Raw genomic sequence first — 19,876 nt, 5'->3', positions numbered from 1 at the left:
AGCAATGCAACCTTATTCATCGCCTTTCTATTTTGTCTATTTGGGCTTGGCATTGTTGCCGATTGTGATTGCTCATGCGTTTGGGAAAAAGCTCATGTGGTATCAAGTCCTTTTTACCATCGCTTTTTTATGGCTTACCTTTTCTGGAACCATGTCCTTGTGGGCCTTGCTATTCTTTGGAGGATTTGAAACAGTCCTCATCAAGTTTTATGAGCACTATAAAGTAAAATGGAAGAAAAATCAATTCTCTGTCTTTCTGACCGTTTTACTCTTATCGATTTTTCCATTGTTTATGGTCAAATTAACACCTTTGATTGATCCAGCTCATCCGCAATCGCTTTTTGGATTTTTAGGAATTTCTTATGTTACTTTTAAAACGGTAAACATCATTTTAGAAATTCGTGATGGATTGATAAAAGACGTGCCACTCAAAGAATATTTCTATTTTCTTTACTTTTTCCCAACGATTTCATCTGGCCCAATCGATCGCTTCAGACGTTTTCGCAAGGAAATGGAAAGCCCCTTGACTAAAAACTATCCAGACTTGCTTGGAAAAGGAATTTTCTATATTTTTCAAGGTTTCTTGTATAAATATATCATTGGCTATTTGATTGACACGTATTTTTTACATCATTTAGCTATACAAGCGACGCTAAGTCCCAGTTTTCTAAACATGACTGGAAGTATGTATGCTTACGGGCTTTACTTATTCTTTGATTTCGCTGGCTATTCGCTGTTTGTTATTGGTGTGAGTGCCATCATGGGATACGATATACCGCATAATTTTAATCGGCCATTTATCGCCAAAAATATCAAGGACTTTTGGAACCGTTGGCATATGACTTTAAGCTTTTGGTTCCGTGATTTTGTGGCCATGCGGTTAATGAAAACCATCATGGTCCAGAAATGGACTAAAAATATGGTGACGGTAGCGACCTGTGGTTACTTGGCTTCAATGGGCTTAATGGGCTTTTGGCATGGTTTTACCTGGTACTATATTGTGTATGGTTTCTATCATGCCTTCTTGCTGATTGGATATGATGCTTGGCTCAGATGGAAGAAAAAGAGAGGCTTGAAAATTCCTGCCAATGCATTGACCAATGGCATTAGCATTTTTATTACTTTTAATGTTGTATTTATCGGCTTTCTGATTTTTTCAGGAATTCCGAACGATGCACTCATGTATGCGATGCATGTGAAAATTCCGCTTCCTAACTTTTAAAAATAAACGATTCAAGGAGAATTAAAAATGGAAAATGAAGTATTAGACGTCATCGAAAGCGTATCTGGAACAGATGAATTTCGAGATGAATTGGACATGGACTTGTTTGAAGAAGCCATATTGGACTCGATGAAGGCTATCATGCTGATTATCGAACTCGAAAACGCCTTTGATATTAGCTTGCCACCAAGTGAAATGGATCGAGAGGACTGGAATACTGCTAATAAAATTATCCTGCGCATAAAGGAAAAAATAGATGAAAAGTAATAAAATTCTGAAAGAACTTGCACCGCTCTTATCGGCATTTCTTTTAGTCTTCTTATTATTCTTTCTCCCTATCAATGTGAGTCCCAAATTTTCACAGAAAGAATTGTCAGAATTTGCGGCTGACCCGGGAAATCGGTTAAATTTTATTGGATATGCAGAAAAAGAACAGGCTTTTGCCAATCCCAAGCTCTTACCCATATTAGGTTCCTCAGAACTGGAACATGTCAATCCATATCATCCGACGGCGTTCTTTAGTCATTATCCGTCTAATTACACGCCCTACTTGGTTGGAATGCCAGGCACTTCATCTCTAACGCATAGTTTTTATCTGACTTCGATTGCTAATCAAATGAAAAATAGGAAAATTGTTTTCATCATTAGTCCGCAGTGGTTCACGCAAAGAGGCCTTTCTGAAACGGCTTTTGAGCAATTTGTTTCCAAAGGAGAAATCTACGCTTGGTTGGCTCAAGCCAATCCGAAAGACAGCAGTAGTCAGTATCTTGCCCGTCGGTTATTAGCCTTCAAGGGCAGTACTGATGATGCTTTGATTAAGAGTTGTTTAGTGTCATTGAGTAAGGGAAAAGCGATTGGGGCAACTGACAAAGTTATGGTTCTTGCGGCGGATCAATTTTGGAAACGTGAAGACAGTTTGTTTTCTCCGCTCAGTGCAGAAAGAAGCAAGCTAGTTGACGGTCTCGGACAAGCCAAAAAAGACGCGGCTCTCTTACCTAATGTACAAAATAATCCTTTACTGAGTGAATTAGCGGTTGACTATGCTCAAAAAAATCAAAATAATAACCCATTTCAAATCAATAATAAGGTTTGGAATACTAATCTTGGACATCGTTGGACCAAGTTGAAAGACTATCAAAAGTCCGTAAGCTATTTGCAAAGTCCGGAATATGCTGATTTTCAGTCTTTACTGAATGTTTTTGCCAAAAATCATGATGATGTTCAGTTTATCATTCAGCCGGTCAATGCCAAGTGGTACAATTATACGGGACTTTCCATCTCAATGCTAGAAGATTTTAGTCGTAAGATAACAGTTCAGTTGAGAAGTCAAGGGTTTAATAATATTGTGGACTTCACCAATCAATATAAGACCCCTTATTTTATTGGCGATACCGATCATTTTGGCTCATTAGGCTGGTTAAAAGCAAGTCTTTCTATTCAACAATTTATGAAAGAAAAGGCTGTTTATCCGACTTATAAACTTGATAATCAAACTTATCTTTCTCATTCTTGGGCCAATCAAAAATAAAAGCACTTTTTGTGCTTTTTTATTTTAAGAAAAGCTTATCTGCACTTATTCCAAAAGAAGATCAATTCGTGTTATAATTAGAAAGACAAAGAAAGCCTTTTCTTTTTTACCGCTCAATCAAATAACTAAATTTGAAATTTGTGACAAAAGTTAAAAAGGGCAGCTTACAGCTTTGGATTTCTGATAAAATAGAAAAGAAATAAGAGGAGAATTTATGTCATTACTGACCATTGATATTGGAGGCACATCCATCAAATCTGCTGTTTTTACGACTGGTAAATTGAGTGAAAACGAAAGTTTTAAGACTCCAGCAACACTTGATGTATTTTATGAGCGTTTGACAGCTCTTGTCAGTGCTTACAAGGAAAAATATGATTTGGAGGGCGTTGCTATCAGTGCTCCAGGTGCTGTTAATAAGCAAACGGGCGTGATTGAGGGAGCAAGTGCCCTGCCTTATATTCACCATTTTAATATTCATCAGGAACTAGAAAAGCGGTTCGGTTTACCCATCTCTATCGAAAACGATGCCAACTGCGCAGCACTTGCCGAAGTCGAATTTGGTGTAGCTAAAGGCTTGAGTAACGTTTTATTTCTTGTTTTGGGGACAGGCGTTGGCGGAAGCGTGGTGATGAATGGCAAAGTACATCACGGCAAGCATTTGTTTGGCGGTGAATTTGGTTTCATGATAATGGATGATGAACATACCTTCTCAGAACTTGGAACAACGGTTCGCATGGAAGATCGTTACACTCAACGTACAGGAACGAAGCTGACGGCGATTGAAATTTTTGATTTGGCTTTTTCTGGCGATCCTGTTGCCAAATCTGAGATGGATATATTTACATTCAATGTGGCTAAGGGCATTTACAACTTGCAATACTCTTTTGACCCCGAGTTAATCATTATTGGCGGCGGTGTTTCACAAGCAGATTGGCTTATTCCAGAGCTTGAAAAGCAATTAAGTGTCATTCTTGAACGGGTTGGCATGGCACCATTTATGCCAAAATTGGCAGTTTGTCATTATCGTAACAATGCCAACTTGATTGGAGCTGCGGTAGATTTTAAAAAAACTTATGAAAAGGACTAACAGATGAAATTAGGAAGTATTGAAGCAGGCGGAACAAAATTTGTGCTGGCAGTTGGGAATGAAAAATTTGAATGTGTCAAACGGGTTCAAATTCCAACCACAAGTCCAGACGAAACCATTCAAAAAACGATTGCCTTTTTTAAAGAAAATCCAGTCGATGCCCTCGGGATTGGCTCTTTTGGGCCGATTGACATTAACAAGAAGCATGAAACTTACGGCTTCATTACTAGTACGCCAAAGGTGGGCTGGAAAAACGTTGATTTGTTAGGTCAATTAAAAATGGCGCTCCAAATTTCGATGGCATTTACGACAGATGTCAATGCGTCAGCTTATGGTGAAATGATGGCAACTAACGAAAGCAGTTTGGTTTATTTTACAATCGGTACAGGAATTGGCGGTGGTGCCGTTCAAGAGGGACATTTTATCGGTGGTGTTTCGCATGCTGAAATGGGACATCAACTGGTTAAACGTCATGCGCAAGATTTGGATTTTGCAGGGGTGTGTCCTTATCATCAAGATTGTTTGGAAGGACTTGCGGCGGGGCCTTCTGTGAAAGCACGAACGGGCATTACTGGTGAGGATTTGCCTGCCGATCATCCTGTTTGGGATATTCAAGCTTATTATATTGCTCAAGCGGCAATGAATGCCACCTTGACTTTGGCGCCTGCAAAAATTGTATTTGGCGGTGGTGTCATGGCAAAAGAAGGCATGCTTGCGCGTGTGCAAAAGGAGTTTGTCAAACTTTTAAATGCCTACGTGGCTTTGCCTACGACTGTTGAAGAATATTTGGTTTTACCAGTGATTGCGGATAATGGTTCTGCAACGGTTGGGAATTTTAGACTTGCAAAAAATGAATTAAAATAAAAAAGTCCGAAAGGACTTTTTTATTAGCTTCTGTCAGAGCTGACAGAAAAGAAGTTGTTGATTTATTTAAAATCGTGGAAGTTCAAACATAGAATCCTGCTGTTTATTACAATTTTTAGTTTGAAGGTGTGTCTCCAAAATCGAGTCATGAATGGCTTGTAACCTTTCTTGCTTGCCATTTTTTGTCGCGTAGAAATAGTCATAATTTGAATCTAAGTAACGAATAACTTGCTCAACGGACTCCGTTGTTCCGTCAGAAAGTTGGACTTTGGTGATGATTTCCTTGTGAGTTAATGTGTCAGTACTGACATGAATTCCTGTAATTTGATAAGCCATTTTATTTCCCCCTATTATAATATAGCTAAAATCCACGATTGAATTTCATTTATATAGTATAACACAATTTTACGGAATTGAAATCGGATACATTTAGAAATGTTACAGGAGATGAAGTGATGAATTTGTGAAATAAATCATAAAATGTCATGAATTAGCATTTTTTGTGTTAAAATAGGACTATTGTAATGATAAATGTAAGATATTAGGAGTAACACGATGAATAGTATTATCAACTGGGTATCAGAACTTCCCTTGTGGCAAGCGACTTTGTTTATGTTTGCAGGCGTTTTTTGCCGCGCGCAAACGACATTTTGGATTGGAAAATTTGCACATCGCGGCATTATCAAGACAAATTGGGGCAAGAAAAAAGTCGATAGTGAGGATAAGATGGGTATGCTGATTCTCAAGAAATACGGCTGGCCGATTATTCCTCTGAGCTTTTTAACCGTTGGCCTTCAGTCTGTTGTCCAGCTTGGCGCAGGACTTTTGGATTGGAAATGGCTGAAATACACGCTGGCTGCATTGCCAGGTTATGTGGTTTGGGCCTTTGTTTATGCCTTTGGCGGTTTGTCTTTATTTAATTCGATTGTTAAAGGTTCCATTGGTCTTTTGATTACTGCCGTTATTGTCATTCTTGCTTTTTTACTGATTGGCAAAATTATTGTGAAAAAATTCAAAACCAATTAAAAACGCGTGGGCGTTTTTTTTCGTTTTTCAAACACCTCTTTTTCCTTAAAATTTGGTAAAATAATATCAATCTATAGAATACAAAGGTTAAGGAAAATGAATTATTTTTTGGGATTTTTACTGCGTCGGGGCATTGACAGTTTGCATCTGTCAGCACTGACAACATTGATTTTATTGGTCGGTTTGTTGATTACGTTTGCTTTATTTAGACGGGCAAAAAAAGTGAAGAAGCTGCAGCATTTATTGTACGGACTTGCCCTAACACTCGCAGCCGCCAGTCTTTTGACAAGCTTTTTCTTGCCTGAGCAACTTCAAAGTTTATCCGCCTATAGTCCCGCTTGGCTGCGCCCGGCTGTTGCACTTCCGATTGCTTTTATGATTGGGCTGGTTGCCCTCTTGATTGGACTGGTCAGAAGTAAAAGTCGTTATTTAATGCATGCGGTCGCTTTTAGTTTGGTGGGTTTATTTACGAGTGGAAGTTTGCTCTATCAAAGTTTTACCAGTCCTTTGAGCAATTTTGCAAGTGGCATACAGACAGCGAGTGCCAGTACGGCTTTGCTGAATTCGACAGCGATCAGCTATGGAAAACCGTCTGATCCAATGCCGACTCAAAGTCTTGCGCAGTCTGTTTTAAGTGCTGCAATCAAGAAAAATTTTGGCTCAGCCACGATCAGCTATGACAACCAAGGTTCTTTTTATATCAATGGCGATAAGGCAACTTTGACAAAGCCAACGGCGACTACAGCAGCATTTATTAAAGGTGGACACCTGAATGGATTGGGTCAGTTAAGTGGCTCAACGGCTGTCTTAATTCATGCCATGCACGCCGTCAGAGATACTTACACGAGTACTTGGAAACCTGCAGGCTATGCCCAGATGAAATTAACTGCACCAAAATACGGCAATTATCTTTACAATCGTGGACACTCGATTGGTGATGTTTTGGTGGCTGGCTGGTCATCTGTCAGCGCTGACAAAAATCCTGCCCAATACTCTAATGCAAGTCTTTCCAATCCACATTTTGCTGCAACAGCTTATAATCCCTACAATGTAACCTGTCAGACCTCATGGGCAAATCAAGCTGACGGCGGTCAATTTGGCACCGTCGGTTACGGACAAAATTATTTTGAAGGGCTTGTCAGAGCTGACGAAACAAATAATGCATCTGTCAAAATCGCTTACTCGGTTACTCCACTCTATGACGGAGCAAATAAAGTACCGTCAGGCAACTGGATACAAGCGGTATCGAGTGACAGCAAAGTTAACATCAATGTCTTTATTCCAAACGTCCAACCTGGCGTTGCCATCAATTATGCCACAGGAGTTGGGACAGTAAAATAAAATAAAAGAAAAGAAAAAGAACGTGTAAAAACATGTTCCTTTTTTATTGCATATTATCTTATTGCCACTCAACAGTAGCAGGTGGTTTACTCGTAATATCGTACACGATACGGTTGACGTGGTCCACCTCATTGACGATACGAACGGAAATCTTTTGAAGAATATCCCATGGCAAACGTGCAAAGTCAGCAGTCATTCCATCGATAGAAGTAATGGCACGAATGGCGATTGTATAGTCATAAGTACGACCATCACCCATAACACCAACTGAACGAACGTCAGTATTGACAGTGAAATATTGCCATACATCACGTTCAAGACCAGCTTTAGCGATTTCTTCACGCAAGATTGCGTCAGATTCACGAACTGTTTCCAGTTTTTCTTCTGTCAAATCACCAAGGACACGAATGGCAAGACCAGGACCAGGGAATGGTTGGCGCCAAACGATTTCGTCAGGCATACCGAGTTGAGTTCCCAAAGCACGAACTTCATCTTTAAACAAAGTGTTTAAAGGTTCGATAAGTTGGAATTGCATATCTTCAGGCAAGCCACCAACATTGTGATGAGATTTGATGGTTTGCGCAGTATCAGTTCCAGACTCGATAACGTCAGTATAAAGTGTTCCTTGTGCAAGGAATTCAATACCGTTCAATTTTGTTGCTTCATCATCAAAGACATAAACGAATTCGTTACCGATAATTTTACGTTTTGTTTCAGGGTCTGAAAGACCTTCAAGTTTGTCCATGAAGCGTTTTTGAGCGTCAACTTTAATAATGTTGAGTCCAAATTTTCCACCGAGAGTTTTCATGACTTGATCAGCTTCACCTTTACGCAAGAAACCGTGGTCAACGAAGATAGAAGTTAATTGATCCCCGATTGCTTTTTGCAAAAGGACACCAACAACAGAAGAATCAACACCACCTGAAAGACCAAGCAAGACTTTTTTGTCCCCAACTTTAGCGCGAATGGCTTCGATTTGCATTTCGATGAAGTTCTTCATTGACCAATCGCCTTTAGCACCACAAATGTTCAATGCAAAGTTACGCAAAAGGTCGTTTCCGTAAATGGAATGACGGACTTCAGGGTGGAATTGAATGCCGTAAAATTGACGTGCTTTGTCTTCAACAGCAGCATAAGGGCTGTTTGGACTTGTGGCAACAATTTCAAAACCTTCAGGAATAGCAGTGACTTTATCGCCGTGACTCATTAAAACTTGTTGTGGGCTTGGTGTGCCAGCAAAAAGTTTTGATTCTGTCTGCAATTCAATCATGGCTTTACCATATTCACGGTCGCTCGCAGCTTCAACGTTTCCGCCGAGTTTATAACTCATGAGTTGCATACCGTAGCAAATCCCAAGAATGGGAAGACCAAGTTCAAAGATTTCGGGGTCAATATCAAATGAGCCTTCATCGTAAACTGAATTTGGGCCACCAGAAAGAATAATTCCGACAGGCGCGATTTCACGAACTTCAGCAGCCGTAATCTTGTGGCTCTTGAGTTCAGAGAAAACACCAATTTCACGAATGCGACGAGAAATCAACTGGTTGTATTGTGAACCGTAATCTAGAACGATAATGGTTTCTAGTTTGTGATCTAACAAGGGAACCTCCATAAAAAAATACAAAAAATCATGTCAGGCATCATTTTTTGTTAAAAATTAGCTTCTTTTATTTTACCATAAAAGCACGAAAAGCACTTGATTGGAGGTCAGTGCTTTGAATTTTATTCTTTGATAATGACTGTAAGTGCTGACATTAAAATTTCTTAAGAAAAATTTTATCAATATGATGATTGTCAGTTTTGTGCAAGATGATTTCGGCGCGACTTTTGGTCGGCTCAATATACTGATGAAGATTGACACGATTGACTTTGACCCAAGTATCTCTTGCCAAATTTTCAACCTCATGATAAGGGAGTTTGGTAAATTGGTGATAATAGTTGGTCTCATCTTTTTCGGCCAGTTTTAAAAGGCTGTCAAAGCGTTCCAAGTACCATTTCTCAATCAATTCTTCATCTGCATCCACATAAATGGAGAAATCATAAAAATCACTGACATAAAGCATTTGATTTTGCGGACTTTGAAGGACATTGATCCCTTCGACAATCAGAATGTCAGGATTGACAATGCTTTGCATTTGGTCGGGTAAAATATCATAAATTTCATGTGAATAAATCGGAACCTGACAATCTTCGCCATTTTTGATTTGGTAAAGAAATTCAAGCAAGCGTTCCATGTCATAACTTTCCGGGAAGCCTTTTCGGTCCAGCATTTGCTGCTCAATCAAATACTGGTTTGGAAAGAGAAAACCGTCAGTGGTGACAAGCTCAACAGAAAGCTTTTTAAAGGCACGTGACAGCAGAAGTTGCACAAGTCGCGCCGTGGTTGATTTTCCGACAGCAACAGAGCCAGAAATTCCAATAATCAATGGCGGTGTTTTGACAATTTTCTGCAAGAATAAACCCTTTGAAAAACTCATATCTTCCAGATTTTTTTTGTACAATCGAACCAGATGAACCAATGGTAAATAGACATCTTGAACATCTTGTAGTGAGATTTCATCGTTTAAGGAGCGGATACTTTCTAATTCCTCTTTTGTCAGCGGCGCAATCGACGTTTTATACAAATTTTGCCATTTTTCACGGCTTATTTCGTCAAAATTAGTGAATTCATTCATGCCTCTATTCTATCACAAACTAAATTTTTTTAGCCGATTAAAAGTTGGTCTCCACCGTTTGAACATCAAAGCCAAAGCGCTTACGTATTTTTACCTTGTCAGCACTTACAAAAGAAAGCAAATGTGCTATAATGATAACAAATTATTGGAATAAATGGAGAAAAAAATGAAAAAAGATTAGTAACGGGAGCTTTCATATCTTTGCTTTTGCTCAGTGTCAACCCTGTCAGCGCTGACACGAGCAGTAGTTCTTCAAGTTCAAGCTCAAGTAATTCGAGTTTGACTACATCAGCTTCATCAGGAACTAAAGAAGCAGATGGGCAAAGCAGTCAGGCAGAACCAGCTCAAACAACAACCAGCTCAGATGATACAGCGACCCCAGCGCCTCCGGTTGAGTCTGAAGTGCCACAGTTGACCTTTACACCGCTCCTTGAAGCACGCTACTTTAAAACTAAAAGTGCGGGACAGCTGATTGACTTGAACAGTCAAACAGCAACAACAGAAACTTATAAAGCCAATCAAGAATTTTTTATCGTGGATAAAATTCTGATTAATGGCACATCATATTTCCGCATTGCTTCAGATCAAGCATTGGACAGAGCTTATGCCATTCCGAGTTCCAATTTGCAAGAGCTGACGTTCACTTCTATTGGTCAGAAAAAGTGGTTCGCCGTAAAATCAGCCACGGTAAAAAAATACAATCTCAATTCGGGACAGGCATTGACCACTACATTTACCAAAGGTCAGCAGCTCAGATTTGTTGATCAGTTTGCTTTAAAAGGGCAGGTCTATTATCGGACTGAAGCGGATGCAAAGGCTGGACTGAAACGCGGACTTTTACGTAGTGATTTGACCGCACTTACTTTCACAGCCATGCAAGGCACTCGCTTTTTGCAGGTCAATCGTAGCCTGATCTATAAAATTGATCCTGCAACGGGAAATAGAGTTGGTGCAGCTCTGACCAATGGTCAAGAAATCAAATTCACGAAAAAAATCACGGTTTCGGGCATTACTTATCTGCAAACGCAAACAGATGCGGCATCAGGAAAACAGATTGGTGTAGCAATGCAAAATTTGCGAGAACTGTCTGAGATTGGGCGTTTGGTACAAAAAATATTCAATTCTAATGGCAATATCACAGGGGCTTATTATTATGATTTACAAAGCGGACAAACAATCGGAAAAGCGCCGTCAGTACTGACAACTTCCGCATCAACATACAAATTGTTTATCGCGCGTTATGTTTTTTATTTGATGGAAACCAAACAACTGTCATGGAATTCTGCTTATCCTTATGCTTCAGGAAATGTACGTTCTGGCTTTTATGACATGATACATAACTCAGGCAATGGCTTTTCGGAATGGATTTTGGCAAAATATGGCAAGCAAAATGTGGACAGATATCTGAAATCTGTAGGCTATAAAGGCATTAGTACCCAATCAGGACGGGCAACAACGAGTCCTGATGACTTGCGGAAAGTCCTTGCTTATTATTACAGTCATGCCTCAAATGCCAACGTTTCTTATCTTTTGTCACTAATGAAAGGGCAGATTTATCGGTCTGGAATTCCACAGGGAACTGGAAAAACTGTTGCGGATAAAGTCGGCTTTTTATGGGATGTTAGAAATGATGCAGGCATTGTATATGGCACGCATCACTATGTCTTAGTGGTAATGACAAAAAATCAGTACAATTTCAATCTGGTCAATCAAGTTTCACGAGCAGTACAAACAGCAGTCAAATAATCTGACCGCTTACATTTTTGAAAAAAATCAGCCTCTTCATACGATTTTTTAAACTTTTTTTGGACATTTTATGTTAAAATAAGCTTAATGGTTAAAACAAATATGTATTATGAAGATAATCGCGATTTGGGACACGACTTGCATCAGATGAACGTGGAGCTTTTGGGGCTTTCCATGACATTTACAACAGATGCTGGCGTGTTTAGTAAATCAGCGATTGATTATGGCTCACGCGTTTTATTAGAGAATTATGAGCCGGAAATGGCAAAAAGTTTGCTTGATGTTGGCTGTGGCTATGGCACATTAGGTTTAACACTTTCAAAAAAATATGAGCTTGATTCGACCATGGTCGATGTCAACACGCGAGCATTGGACTTGACGGCTTTAAATGCACAAAAAAATGGCATTCAACACGCAAAAATTTTCAAATCAAACATGTATGATGAAGTGAGCGACTGCTATGATTCTATCGTCAGTAACCCGCCCATTCGTGCAGGAAAAGCAGTTGTTCATGGCATTTTGGAAGGCAGCTTTCAACATCTGAATGTCAATGGTCATTTGACCGTGGTCATTCAGAAAAAGCAAGGTGCACCAAGTGCCCAAAAGAAAATGCAAGAAGTCTTTGGAAATTGCGAAGTGATTGCAAAAGACAAAGGATATTTTATTCTTCGGTCTTATAAAACTAACTAAAAGGAGAAATTATGTCATACAGAATGGTTGACCTCATTCAAAAAAAACGTGATGGTGGTCAATTTTCAAAAGAAGAAATCGACTGGTTTATCGAAAATTATGTCACAGGTGCTGTTCCTGATTATCAAATGTCAGCACTGGCAATGGCCATTTATTTCAAAGGCATGACCACAGAAGAAACGGCCTATTTGACCATGGCAATGGTTGCCTCAGGCAAACAATTTGACCTGTCAGAAATTGACGGCATCAAAGTGGACAAACACTCAACGGGTGGCGTTGGTGACAAAGTAACCTTGATTTTGGCACCACTTGTAGCATCGTTTGGTGTTCCCGTTGCCAAAATGTCAGGGCGTGGCCTTGGACACACGGGCGGAACGCTTGACAAATTGGAGTCTATTCCTGGCTTTAATATCGAAAAAACGGAAGACGGGTTTATCGACCAAGTCAAATCGACTGGCATTGCTGTCATTGGACAGTCAGATGAACTTGTCAAAGCTGACAAACTCCTTTATGCCTTGCGTGATGTGACAGCAACTGTGGATATTATTCCTTTGATTGCAAGTTCAGTCATGAGTAAAAAAATAGCAGCTGGCTCAAACGCGATTTTGCTTGACGTAACAGTTGGTGACGGTGCCTTCATGAAATCAGTTGAAGATGCTCGCATTTTGGCACGGACAATGGTGGACTTAGGGAAATCTGTCGGCCGTGAAACAGTCGCTGTCATTACAAACATGAGTCAACCTTTGGGCTTGGCGATTGGAAACCGTAATGAAATCACTGAAGCAGTCAATACCTTGCATGGCAAAGGAAGTACAGAATTCCGCCATTTCATTGCTGAATTGGCTCAGCTGATGCTGTCGCTTGCAGGGCTTGAAAAATCAATTGACGAAATTTTGACCCATTTGGACAACGGTGCAGCATACGAAAAATTTGTTGCCATGGTTGAGGCACAAGAAGGGGATCCAACGGCATTTGATCATTTGACTGCGGACTTGAATGTGACTTATCGTCAGGAAATTCGCGCCGAAAAAGCAGGCTACATTACTGAAGAAAAAGCCTTGGGCATTGGTCTTGTCGCTATGAAATTAGGAGCTGGACGTGCAACCAAAGCCGATCAAATTGATTTTGAAGCTGGCATCAATTTGGCAAAGAAAGTTGGAGATCAAGTGGCCGTCGGCGATTTGATTGCAACGCTTTATAGCAATCGCCCAATCACTGAAGACCTGCTTGCCGAATTTGACGAAGCGCTTGTCATTACTGACAAACAAGTTCATCCAAAAGAAATTATCGAGATTGTACGCTAATGAAAGTAAATGATCCTATTCCAAAGAAGATAAAAGTCGTTCAGACCTTGCTATCCGTTGCTGTTGGTTTTTTGGCAATGGTTCTCTGGCATAGTGGAATTTCTGGCTTTATCGCCTTTCTGATCACTTATTCCTTCGTTTACGTAGGGATTGCCGTGATTTACATCAAAAGTCAATCTAATAAAAAAGAAAAATAGAAAGAAAACAACATGAAACTCAATACTTACATCGACCACACCATTCTTAAAGCAGACGCTAACCAAGCAAAAGTTCAACAAATCATTGACGAAGCTAAAAAATATGATTTCGCAAGTGTTTGTATCAATCCAACTTGGGTTGCCTTCGCTGCTGAAGCACTTAAAGACAGTAAAACTAACGTTTGTACTGTTATCGGTTTCCCTCTCGGTGCCAACACTTCAGCTGTAAAAGCATTTGAAGCAGAAGACGCTATCAAAAATGGAGCTGACGAAATCGACATGGTCATCAATATTGGCGCTGCCAAAGACGGCAACTGGGAACTTGTTGAGTCTGACATTGCCGCAGTAAATGCGGTTAAAGCAGGTCATGTTCTGAAAGTAATTATCGAAACATCATTGTTGACAGACGAAGAAAAAGTTCAAGCAAGTCTTGCTGCCAAACGTGCGGGTGCTGATTTTGTTAAAACATCAACAGGCTTCTCAACTGGTGGAGCTACTGTCGCTGATGTCAAATTGATGCGTGAAACAGTTGGCCCTGATATGGGTGTCAAAGCTTCAGGCGGGATTCATTCTGCTGAAGAAGCTGAAGCAGTGATTGCTGTCGGTGCTACACGTCTCGGCGTTTCTGCCAGCATTGCCATCATAGAAGGTGAAGTATCCAATGAAAGCTACTAATCAAGACTTGTTTGAAGCTGCTAGAGTAGCGTCAAGTCATGCTTATGTGCCTTATTCACATTTTCCAGTAGGAGCTGCGCTTGTCAGCGCTGACGGACACGTAATTAAAGGCTGTAACATTGAAAATGCAAGCTTTGGGCTGACAAATTGTGCCGAACGGACGGCTGTTTTTAAGGCGGTCTCAGAAGGCATTAAAGAGTTCAAAGCTTTGGCTATTTACGGCGAGACAGCAGAACCAATTTCACCATGCGGCGCTTGCCGTCAAGTCTTGGTCGAATTTTGTCCAGCGGATATGCCAGTTTATTTGGTCTCAAAAGACATGAAAGTTAAAGAAACAACGGTTAGTGAACTCTTGCCTTATTCTTTTCAAGATTTGACTTAACCATGTTCCGAAGTAAACCCTTTTCATTTTATAAATCAAACAAAAAGCACTGTTTTGATTAAATTGTACGGTTTTTTTTGTAACAATTAGTGAAATGTCATTAAAAAGTACGGAAAAACCGAACGATTAGCAAATACTTTTAATTAGTTTTATAATATGACTTGAAAAAATTTCAAATATAGCTTAAAATAGGCTTAAGCTAAAAAGTTTAGCCAATTTAAAATAAAATTTTGGAGGAAACCGTTTCCATGAACAAACGTGTTTTTGCTATCGGTGCAGTTGCACTAGCTTCAGTCGCAGTCCTTGCAGGATGTCGCTCAAATGGTTCTACTGGAACTTCTGGCAAAGCTAAGACAGATCTTAAAGTTGCCATCATTACAGATACAGGCGGAATCAATGACCGTTCATTCAACCAATCAGCTTGGGAAGGTTTGGAAGCTTGGGGTAAAGAAAACAACCTCAGCAAAGGTAATGGCTATAACTACTACCAATCAAACTCAGCATCTGATTACACAACAAACTTCAACTCAGCAGCTGCAGCAGGATACAAACTTCAAGTAGGTATCGGTTTCAGTTTGGAACAAGCAACTGAAGAAGCTGCTAAGAACAATCCAAAAAACGATTACTTGATTATTGACTCAGCTCCAACAACACCAATCAAGAACCTTGCATCAGCACTCTTTGCAGACAATGAAGCAGCATACCTTGCAGGTATCGCAGCTGCAAAAGCTACAAAAACTGATAAAATTGGTTTCATCGGTGGAATGCAATCTGACGTTATCACTCGTTTTGCTGTAGGATATGAAGCTGGTGCTAAATCAGTTAATCCAAACATCAAAGTTGACGTTCAATACGCACAAAGCTTTACAGATGCCGCTAAAGGTAAAACAATCGCTCACGCTATGTATGGTGCAGGCGAAGACGTTGTTTACCAATGTGCTGGTGGTGTAGGTGTTGGTGCCTTTAGTGAAGCTAAAGCACAAAACGAATCAAGAACTGAAGCAGACAAAGTTTGGTTGATTGGTGTTGACCAAGACCAAAAATACCTTGGTGATTACACATCTAAAGACGGTAAAAAATCTAACTTCGTATTAGTATCAACAATCAAAGAAGTTGGTAAAGTCGTACGCGATATGGCTGATAAGACTAAAGACGACAAATTCCCTGGCGGAACAACAACTACATACAACCTTAAAAACGGTGGTGTAAGTCTTGGCCTTGACAACGTAACATCAGAAATCAAATCAGCAGTAGATACAGCTAAAGCTGACATCATTTCAGGTAAAATCGTTGTTCCATCTAAATAAGTATAAATTAAAAACATCAGTTTGACTGGTGTTTTTTTTGTCCAAAATTTTAAATCAAAATTTTTTTGAAAAATAAATTTAGGAAGAAAAACTGTAATTTAAAACGTGCATAAATGGTTGAATTAAGATATAATTAATGCAGAAAATATTATGTTTAACTAACTAATCAATAAGAAGCAAGACTGAAAATGTCATTGCTGAATATATAATGAAAGGATATAAATATATTAAATAAAATGAAAATAGCACCTCAAAAAATAAGTGAAGAACAAAAAAAGAGGATAGGAAAAAAATTGTTCAGGTCATGTCAATAACCGAATTCATATTCTCGTTACTTTTTCCATGGTTTTAACAGGGTATTTTGAGTAAAATGGAGCTTATAATACTACCGATGATTAAGGATTTAGATTAAATAATAATGAAAAAATATATAAATATTGAAGCCAAGCCACTAAGTGACAAAAAAGGGATACACATTCTCACTATAGATGGAGAATACTATTTAATTAATATGTTCACTCACTATCTTGCAATGTTCATTCCTCTTTTGGGTTATCAATTCAAATACAAGTTGTACAAAATATCTGAAAGCGAGCTGATAAAAATATTACATCAGTATGGAGGATATCGAGATATTTCAAATCCAAACTCGTTACGTAAAAAAAGTAAAGGTAAAAATGGATTCCAGATAGGAGGATTAGGTATGTTCTTAGCAAATACGATAGGAAAAGAAATGTTAAAAAGTGCTTATCCTAGTTATCTTGCACTAATTTTTCTAACAATGGCTAGTTTGTTTATTTTGATTGGTTTTTTTTATGAGAATATTCAACTGGGAAAAATAGCTCCATTCACATACAACAGTGTTGATTTCGTTACAGTGAAACTGGCAGATACTGTAAAACATTCAGTATATAAGTTAACTTTTGCATGGGGAGGACTAGTTATTATAACGTTTTTTGGAGTAGTGGCGGCTATTGTCAGCCAAAATATTATTGTTGATGGTGGAGCTCTTTTCTTTCTGTTTGTTACTTTATCAGTTAGTCAATCAATAAGTCAAGGGGTTTATGATATTACGTTTTTGGAGAGTAAACAATGAAAGAATATATTACTATTCAAACAAAAGTATTAAATGGTAGAGCAGGAATAAGAATTTTTGAACAAAATGGAGAATACTACATTTTCAATATGTATTCTCATCTTATTGTCATGTTTTTACCATTTATGGGCTATATTCTAAAATATAAATTATTTAAGATTTCTCAAAAAGAACTAGAAGAGTTATTGCATAAACAAAATGGATATAGTGATAAGTATGGAGATGGTGCGAATGTAAAAACGATGCAACAAAATTCATCTTCTACAGGAACAAAAATATTTAGAGGAGGAGGTATTGGTTACTTGATAGTAACTCTTTTAGGTAAATATCTATTAAAAGTAGACTATCCATTTTGGGTAGGAAAAATGATTCCTATTGTTTCATTAATACTATTAATACTATACTTGATAACAGATTTTTTATATCAAGGGAAGATTAATATGAGCTCGTTTGAATATGAACAAAAAATACTTATTAAGCCAGATAGAAATTCAGGGAGTTTAATTATCTTGTTATGGTTATTCTTCTTGTTTGTAGGATTGGAAACATTTTTTATTGCCATATTGTCAGAGAATTTATTCATCAATATAGGGGCTTTGTTTTTCATTCTTTTACCTTTTATGGGAGGTAAAGATATCATGGGAATGAGTAGCTGTAAAATTTATCGTGTTGAAGAGGAGAAATAACGAATGGTTGAAATAAACTCCACACGATTTATGAGGTATAAAATAGTAAAATCTGTCGGGATTTATTATTTGATAGATATTTCAACTAATAAATCATCAATTTTTTCTTTGAAACAAACGTATAAAAAGGGGTATTCTGCTGCCAAATTATCAAAAAATCAATTCACAATGTTAGAATTAAAGAAATCAAAAAAAAGAAGAACCCCAATTTATTTGGGAGGTTTTGGTGGGGCTTTTTTAATGGCTGACGCACTTGTTAAATTTTTGGGTATTAAAAGTTTAATTAGTTTTTTTACATTCGGTCAAGGACATCCCTACTTACTAGCAGTTATTCTGCTTGTTTCCATTTTGTTAATTAACTTTTTCAAACTGTTCGTGTTGCAGATGGAGGAGAAAAAATTTGAGTTTTATAAAATAGAACTAAGTGATAAATTATACTTCGAGGATACCGTCCCTACTGATGGAAAAGATAAAATTACGCTGTTGGTAACGATATTATTCGTATTTACATGTTTTTTTGGTGTTTACATCAATGGTTATGCGTCAGTTTTTATTTACTGTGCTTTCATTTGGTTGACCTACTTACTTACATGGAAAAATTTTTCTGATGGTGTACATCATACACTAAAGGTAAAATATCTGAAAGGAAAATAAGGTAGGGGGAGTACACCAAATGACTAATGCTTCACTAAAAAGAAAATTCTTGGAAACTTTAAGCGGACTATTGGAATCAAAGGATTGTTCGCCTAATATGGCTTTGATCATTCAAATAGCGAACGTAAAACTTGATGAAGGATATAGTATCACTGAAGTAATACCCTATATCAGATACTTAGTGTTGAGATTATCTACCAAACAGTCTTTTAGCGACGATGAACGTACTTTTATGCACCAGCTCGACAGATGGAGTCCTCCATCACGAGGCTCAGGCTTTTCATCTCCATATCCTGGTAATATCGCTAAGTAAAAAATTTGGATATTCTTAAAATTACAGTTTTCTTGATTTTTGACAAAAGCTGCGTTAAAATATGAGAGTGAAAAATTTAACAGCATCGGTACCAATTCCGCTTGCGGGATTGATGTTGGCGACCGTCGCAACTGCCAACTTATTGAAGCCTTATTTTGCTTTCGCTTATCCATTATTCGGTGGGATTTCGGCGCTCCTTTTTATTATCTTGGCGCTCAAACTTATCTTTAACGGAAAGAAAGTGAAAGAAGAACTCCATCAACCTGTCATTGCTAGTGTTTCAGGTACATTTTTGATGGGAACCTGCTTTTTAGCGGTTTATTATCAATCGCTATTGGGCGTTTTCTCAATCATTTTATGGTATCTAGCAATGCTTTTGTTCTTTGTTTTGATGGTCTATTTTGTGAAGACTTTTGTGCTACATCTGGACATCAAACAGGTGTTTGCCTCTTACTTCATTGTTTTTGTAGGGCCTGTTGCCCTGACCAACACAGCAGCAGAGCTTCATCAATTTTTAGCAGGACAAATTATCTTTTGGATTGGTCTCTTTTTACTGATTCCGACCTTATTTTTGCTCCTCTATCGCTATATCAAATACCCCCAAATCCAAGCGGGTCAAGTTCCCATATTTGCCGTCTTTGCTGCGCCATTTAGTTTGTGCTTGGTGGGCTATCTCAAAGCTTTTTCAAAGCCAAATTCAGTTTTGATTCTTGTCTTATTGGTGTTTTCTTTAGTCTTTTATTTTATTGGACTGATAAAAGTGAACAGTATTTTCAAAACCGATTTTTACCCAAGTTTTTCTTCATACACTTTCCCATTCGTCAATAGTGCCATCGCGTTAAAGCTAACATTGGCGCATTTTCATTGGACGGGTCTTCTCCAGTTGGTCAATGAATTCCAGATTGTCCTTGCAGTTCTTTTGGTTCTCGTTGTTCTTTGGCGTTACCTGCTTTATTTTGGACAACAGTCAATAAAAGAAAAAACAGTATGATTTTAATTCAATGTAAAAGTAGTTTGAATTTTATAATAATTATGGTATAATATGTTTGACAATTTGTCAATTTGTATCGTTTTATTGGGGGA

21 protein-coding genes are annotated in these 19,876 nt (G+C 38.4%); 18 read left to right on the top strand and 3 right to left on the bottom strand.

All coding sequences use genetic code 11. The features are described 5' to 3' along the window. Positions 1 to 4: 4 nt before the first annotated feature. The 5 genes from dltB (at position 5) to scrK (ending at position 4,701) form a co-directional block, all read left to right on the top strand. A complete protein-coding gene (gene dltB, locus GHI45_RS06295) occupies positions 5 to 1,222 on the top strand; it encodes a D-alanyl-lipoteichoic acid biosynthesis protein DltB (RefSeq protein ID WP_147780006.1) in 1,218 nt (405 codons plus the stop codon). Between the two features lie 27 nt (positions 1,223 to 1,249). Further along, positions 1,250 to 1,489: a D-alanine--poly(phosphoribitol) ligase subunit DltC gene (dltC, locus tag GHI45_RS06290; RefSeq protein ID WP_147779967.1), complete on the top strand. Its 240-nt coding sequence runs from the start codon at positions 1,250 to 1,252 to the stop codon at positions 1,487 to 1,489. Continuing rightward, positions 1,479 to 2,750, top strand: a complete 1,272-nt coding sequence (gene dltD, locus GHI45_RS06285; RefSeq protein ID WP_147779966.1) for a D-alanyl-lipoteichoic acid biosynthesis protein DltD — start codon at positions 1,479 to 1,481, stop codon at positions 2,748 to 2,750. The genes dltC and dltD overlap by 11 nt, the downstream gene beginning before the upstream one ends. Before the next feature lie 214 nt (positions 2,751 to 2,964). Next, positions 2,965 to 3,837 carry an ROK family protein gene (locus GHI45_RS06280; RefSeq protein ID WP_147779965.1) on the top strand — a complete coding sequence of 291 codons (873 nt, stop codon included), beginning with the start codon at positions 2,965 to 2,967 and terminating at the stop codon, positions 3,835 to 3,837. A gap of 3 nt (positions 3,838 to 3,840) precedes the next feature. Next, entirely contained in the window at positions 3,841 to 4,701 is an 861-nt protein-coding gene (scrK, locus tag GHI45_RS06275) for a fructokinase ScrK (RefSeq protein ID WP_147779964.1), read from the top strand. 66 nt (positions 4,702 to 4,767) lie between these two features. On the opposite strand, the gene GHI45_RS06270 is transcribed toward scrK, so the two are convergent. Further along, on the bottom strand, positions 4,768 to 5,037 hold the full coding sequence (locus GHI45_RS06270) for a hypothetical protein (protein WP_147779963.1): 270 nt from the start codon (positions 5,035 to 5,037) through the stop codon (positions 4,768 to 4,770). Between the two features lie 219 nt (positions 5,038 to 5,256). On the opposite strand from GHI45_RS06270, the gene GHI45_RS06265 reads away from it, so the two are divergent. Then, positions 5,257 to 5,727 (top strand): DedA family protein, encoded by a 471-nt coding sequence (locus GHI45_RS06265; protein ID WP_147779962.1) that lies wholly within the window; start codon positions 5,257 to 5,259, stop codon positions 5,725 to 5,727. Positions 5,728 to 5,823: 96 nt separating this feature from the next. Then, positions 5,824 to 7,068: a DNA/RNA non-specific endonuclease gene (locus tag GHI45_RS06260; protein ID WP_147779961.1), complete on the top strand. Its 1,245-nt coding sequence runs from the start codon at positions 5,824 to 5,826 to the stop codon at positions 7,066 to 7,068. 58 nt (positions 7,069 to 7,126) lie between these two features. Here the strand turns inward: GHI45_RS06260 and guaA are convergent, their stop codons facing one another. After that, the gene (guaA, locus tag GHI45_RS06255) at positions 7,127 to 8,680 is read right to left on the bottom strand and encodes a glutamine-hydrolyzing GMP synthase (RefSeq protein WP_187230091.1); all 1,554 of its coding nucleotides are present in this window, start codon (positions 8,678 to 8,680) and stop codon (positions 7,127 to 7,129) included. A gap of 142 nt (positions 8,681 to 8,822) precedes the next feature. Continuing rightward, positions 8,823 to 9,743, bottom strand: coding sequence for a type I pantothenate kinase (coaA, locus tag GHI45_RS06250; RefSeq protein WP_147779959.1), 921 nt, complete (start codon positions 9,741 to 9,743; stop codon positions 8,823 to 8,825). 201 nt (positions 9,744 to 9,944) lie between these two features. Here coaA and GHI45_RS06245 point away from each other — a divergent pair, with 201 nt between their 5' ends. From GHI45_RS06245 to GHI45_RS06195, 11 genes are all read left to right on the top strand, one after another. Further along, a complete protein-coding gene (locus GHI45_RS06245; protein WP_147779958.1) occupies positions 9,945 to 11,489 on the top strand; it encodes a serine hydrolase in 1,545 nt (514 codons plus the stop codon). Positions 11,490 to 11,576: 87 nt separating this feature from the next. Further along, the gene (locus tag GHI45_RS06240) at positions 11,577 to 12,179 is read left to right on the top strand and encodes a class I SAM-dependent methyltransferase (RefSeq protein ID WP_147779957.1); all 603 of its coding nucleotides are present in this window, start codon (positions 11,577 to 11,579) and stop codon (positions 12,177 to 12,179) included. A gap of 11 nt (positions 12,180 to 12,190) precedes the next feature. Continuing rightward, the gene (locus tag GHI45_RS06235) at positions 12,191 to 13,483 is read left to right on the top strand and encodes a pyrimidine-nucleoside phosphorylase (RefSeq protein ID WP_147779956.1); all 1,293 of its coding nucleotides are present in this window, start codon (positions 12,191 to 12,193) and stop codon (positions 13,481 to 13,483) included. Next, positions 13,483 to 13,680 (top strand): hypothetical protein, encoded by a 198-nt coding sequence (locus tag GHI45_RS06230; protein ID WP_147779955.1) that lies wholly within the window; start codon positions 13,483 to 13,485, stop codon positions 13,678 to 13,680. Before GHI45_RS06235 ends, GHI45_RS06230 begins: the two co-directional genes overlap by 1 nt. 12 nt (positions 13,681 to 13,692) lie before the next feature. Further along, complete coding sequence (gene deoC, locus GHI45_RS06225; RefSeq protein WP_147779954.1) at positions 13,693 to 14,355, top strand: deoxyribose-phosphate aldolase; 663 nt, start codon at positions 13,693 to 13,695, stop codon at positions 14,353 to 14,355. After that, the gene (locus tag GHI45_RS06220) at positions 14,342 to 14,737 is read left to right on the top strand and encodes a cytidine deaminase (RefSeq protein WP_147779953.1); all 396 of its coding nucleotides are present in this window, start codon (positions 14,342 to 14,344) and stop codon (positions 14,735 to 14,737) included. Before deoC ends, GHI45_RS06220 begins: the two co-directional genes overlap by 14 nt. A 248-nt stretch (positions 14,738 to 14,985) precedes the next feature. Further along, positions 14,986 to 16,044 (top strand): BMP family protein, encoded by a 1,059-nt coding sequence (locus tag GHI45_RS06215; protein ID WP_147779952.1) that lies wholly within the window; start codon positions 14,986 to 14,988, stop codon positions 16,042 to 16,044. A 418-nt stretch (positions 16,045 to 16,462) separates the two neighbouring features. Beyond that, on the top strand, positions 16,463 to 17,140 hold the full coding sequence (locus tag GHI45_RS06210; protein ID WP_147779951.1) for a DUF443 family protein: 678 nt from the start codon (positions 16,463 to 16,465) through the stop codon (positions 17,138 to 17,140). Beyond that, complete coding sequence (locus GHI45_RS06205) at positions 17,137 to 17,826, top strand: DUF443 family protein (RefSeq protein WP_147779950.1); 690 nt, start codon at positions 17,137 to 17,139, stop codon at positions 17,824 to 17,826. Before GHI45_RS06210 ends, GHI45_RS06205 begins: the two co-directional genes overlap by 4 nt. A 3-nt stretch (positions 17,827 to 17,829) precedes the next feature. Next, complete coding sequence (locus tag GHI45_RS06200) at positions 17,830 to 18,480, top strand: hypothetical protein (protein ID WP_147779949.1); 651 nt, start codon at positions 17,830 to 17,832, stop codon at positions 18,478 to 18,480. A gap of 380 nt (positions 18,481 to 18,860) precedes the next feature. Continuing rightward, positions 18,861 to 19,784 carry a TDT family transporter gene (locus GHI45_RS06195; protein ID WP_187230089.1) on the top strand — a complete coding sequence of 308 codons (924 nt, stop codon included), beginning with the start codon at positions 18,861 to 18,863 and terminating at the stop codon, positions 19,782 to 19,784. The last annotated feature ends 92 nt before the right edge of the window (positions 19,785 to 19,876 follow it).

Source organism: Lactococcus sp. dk101 (assembly GCF_009601055.1).
In the GTDB taxonomy this organism is placed as follows: domain Bacteria; phylum Bacillota; class Bacilli; order Lactobacillales; family Streptococcaceae; genus Lactococcus.
This window is presented reverse-complemented; position numbering and strand designations above follow the sequence as displayed.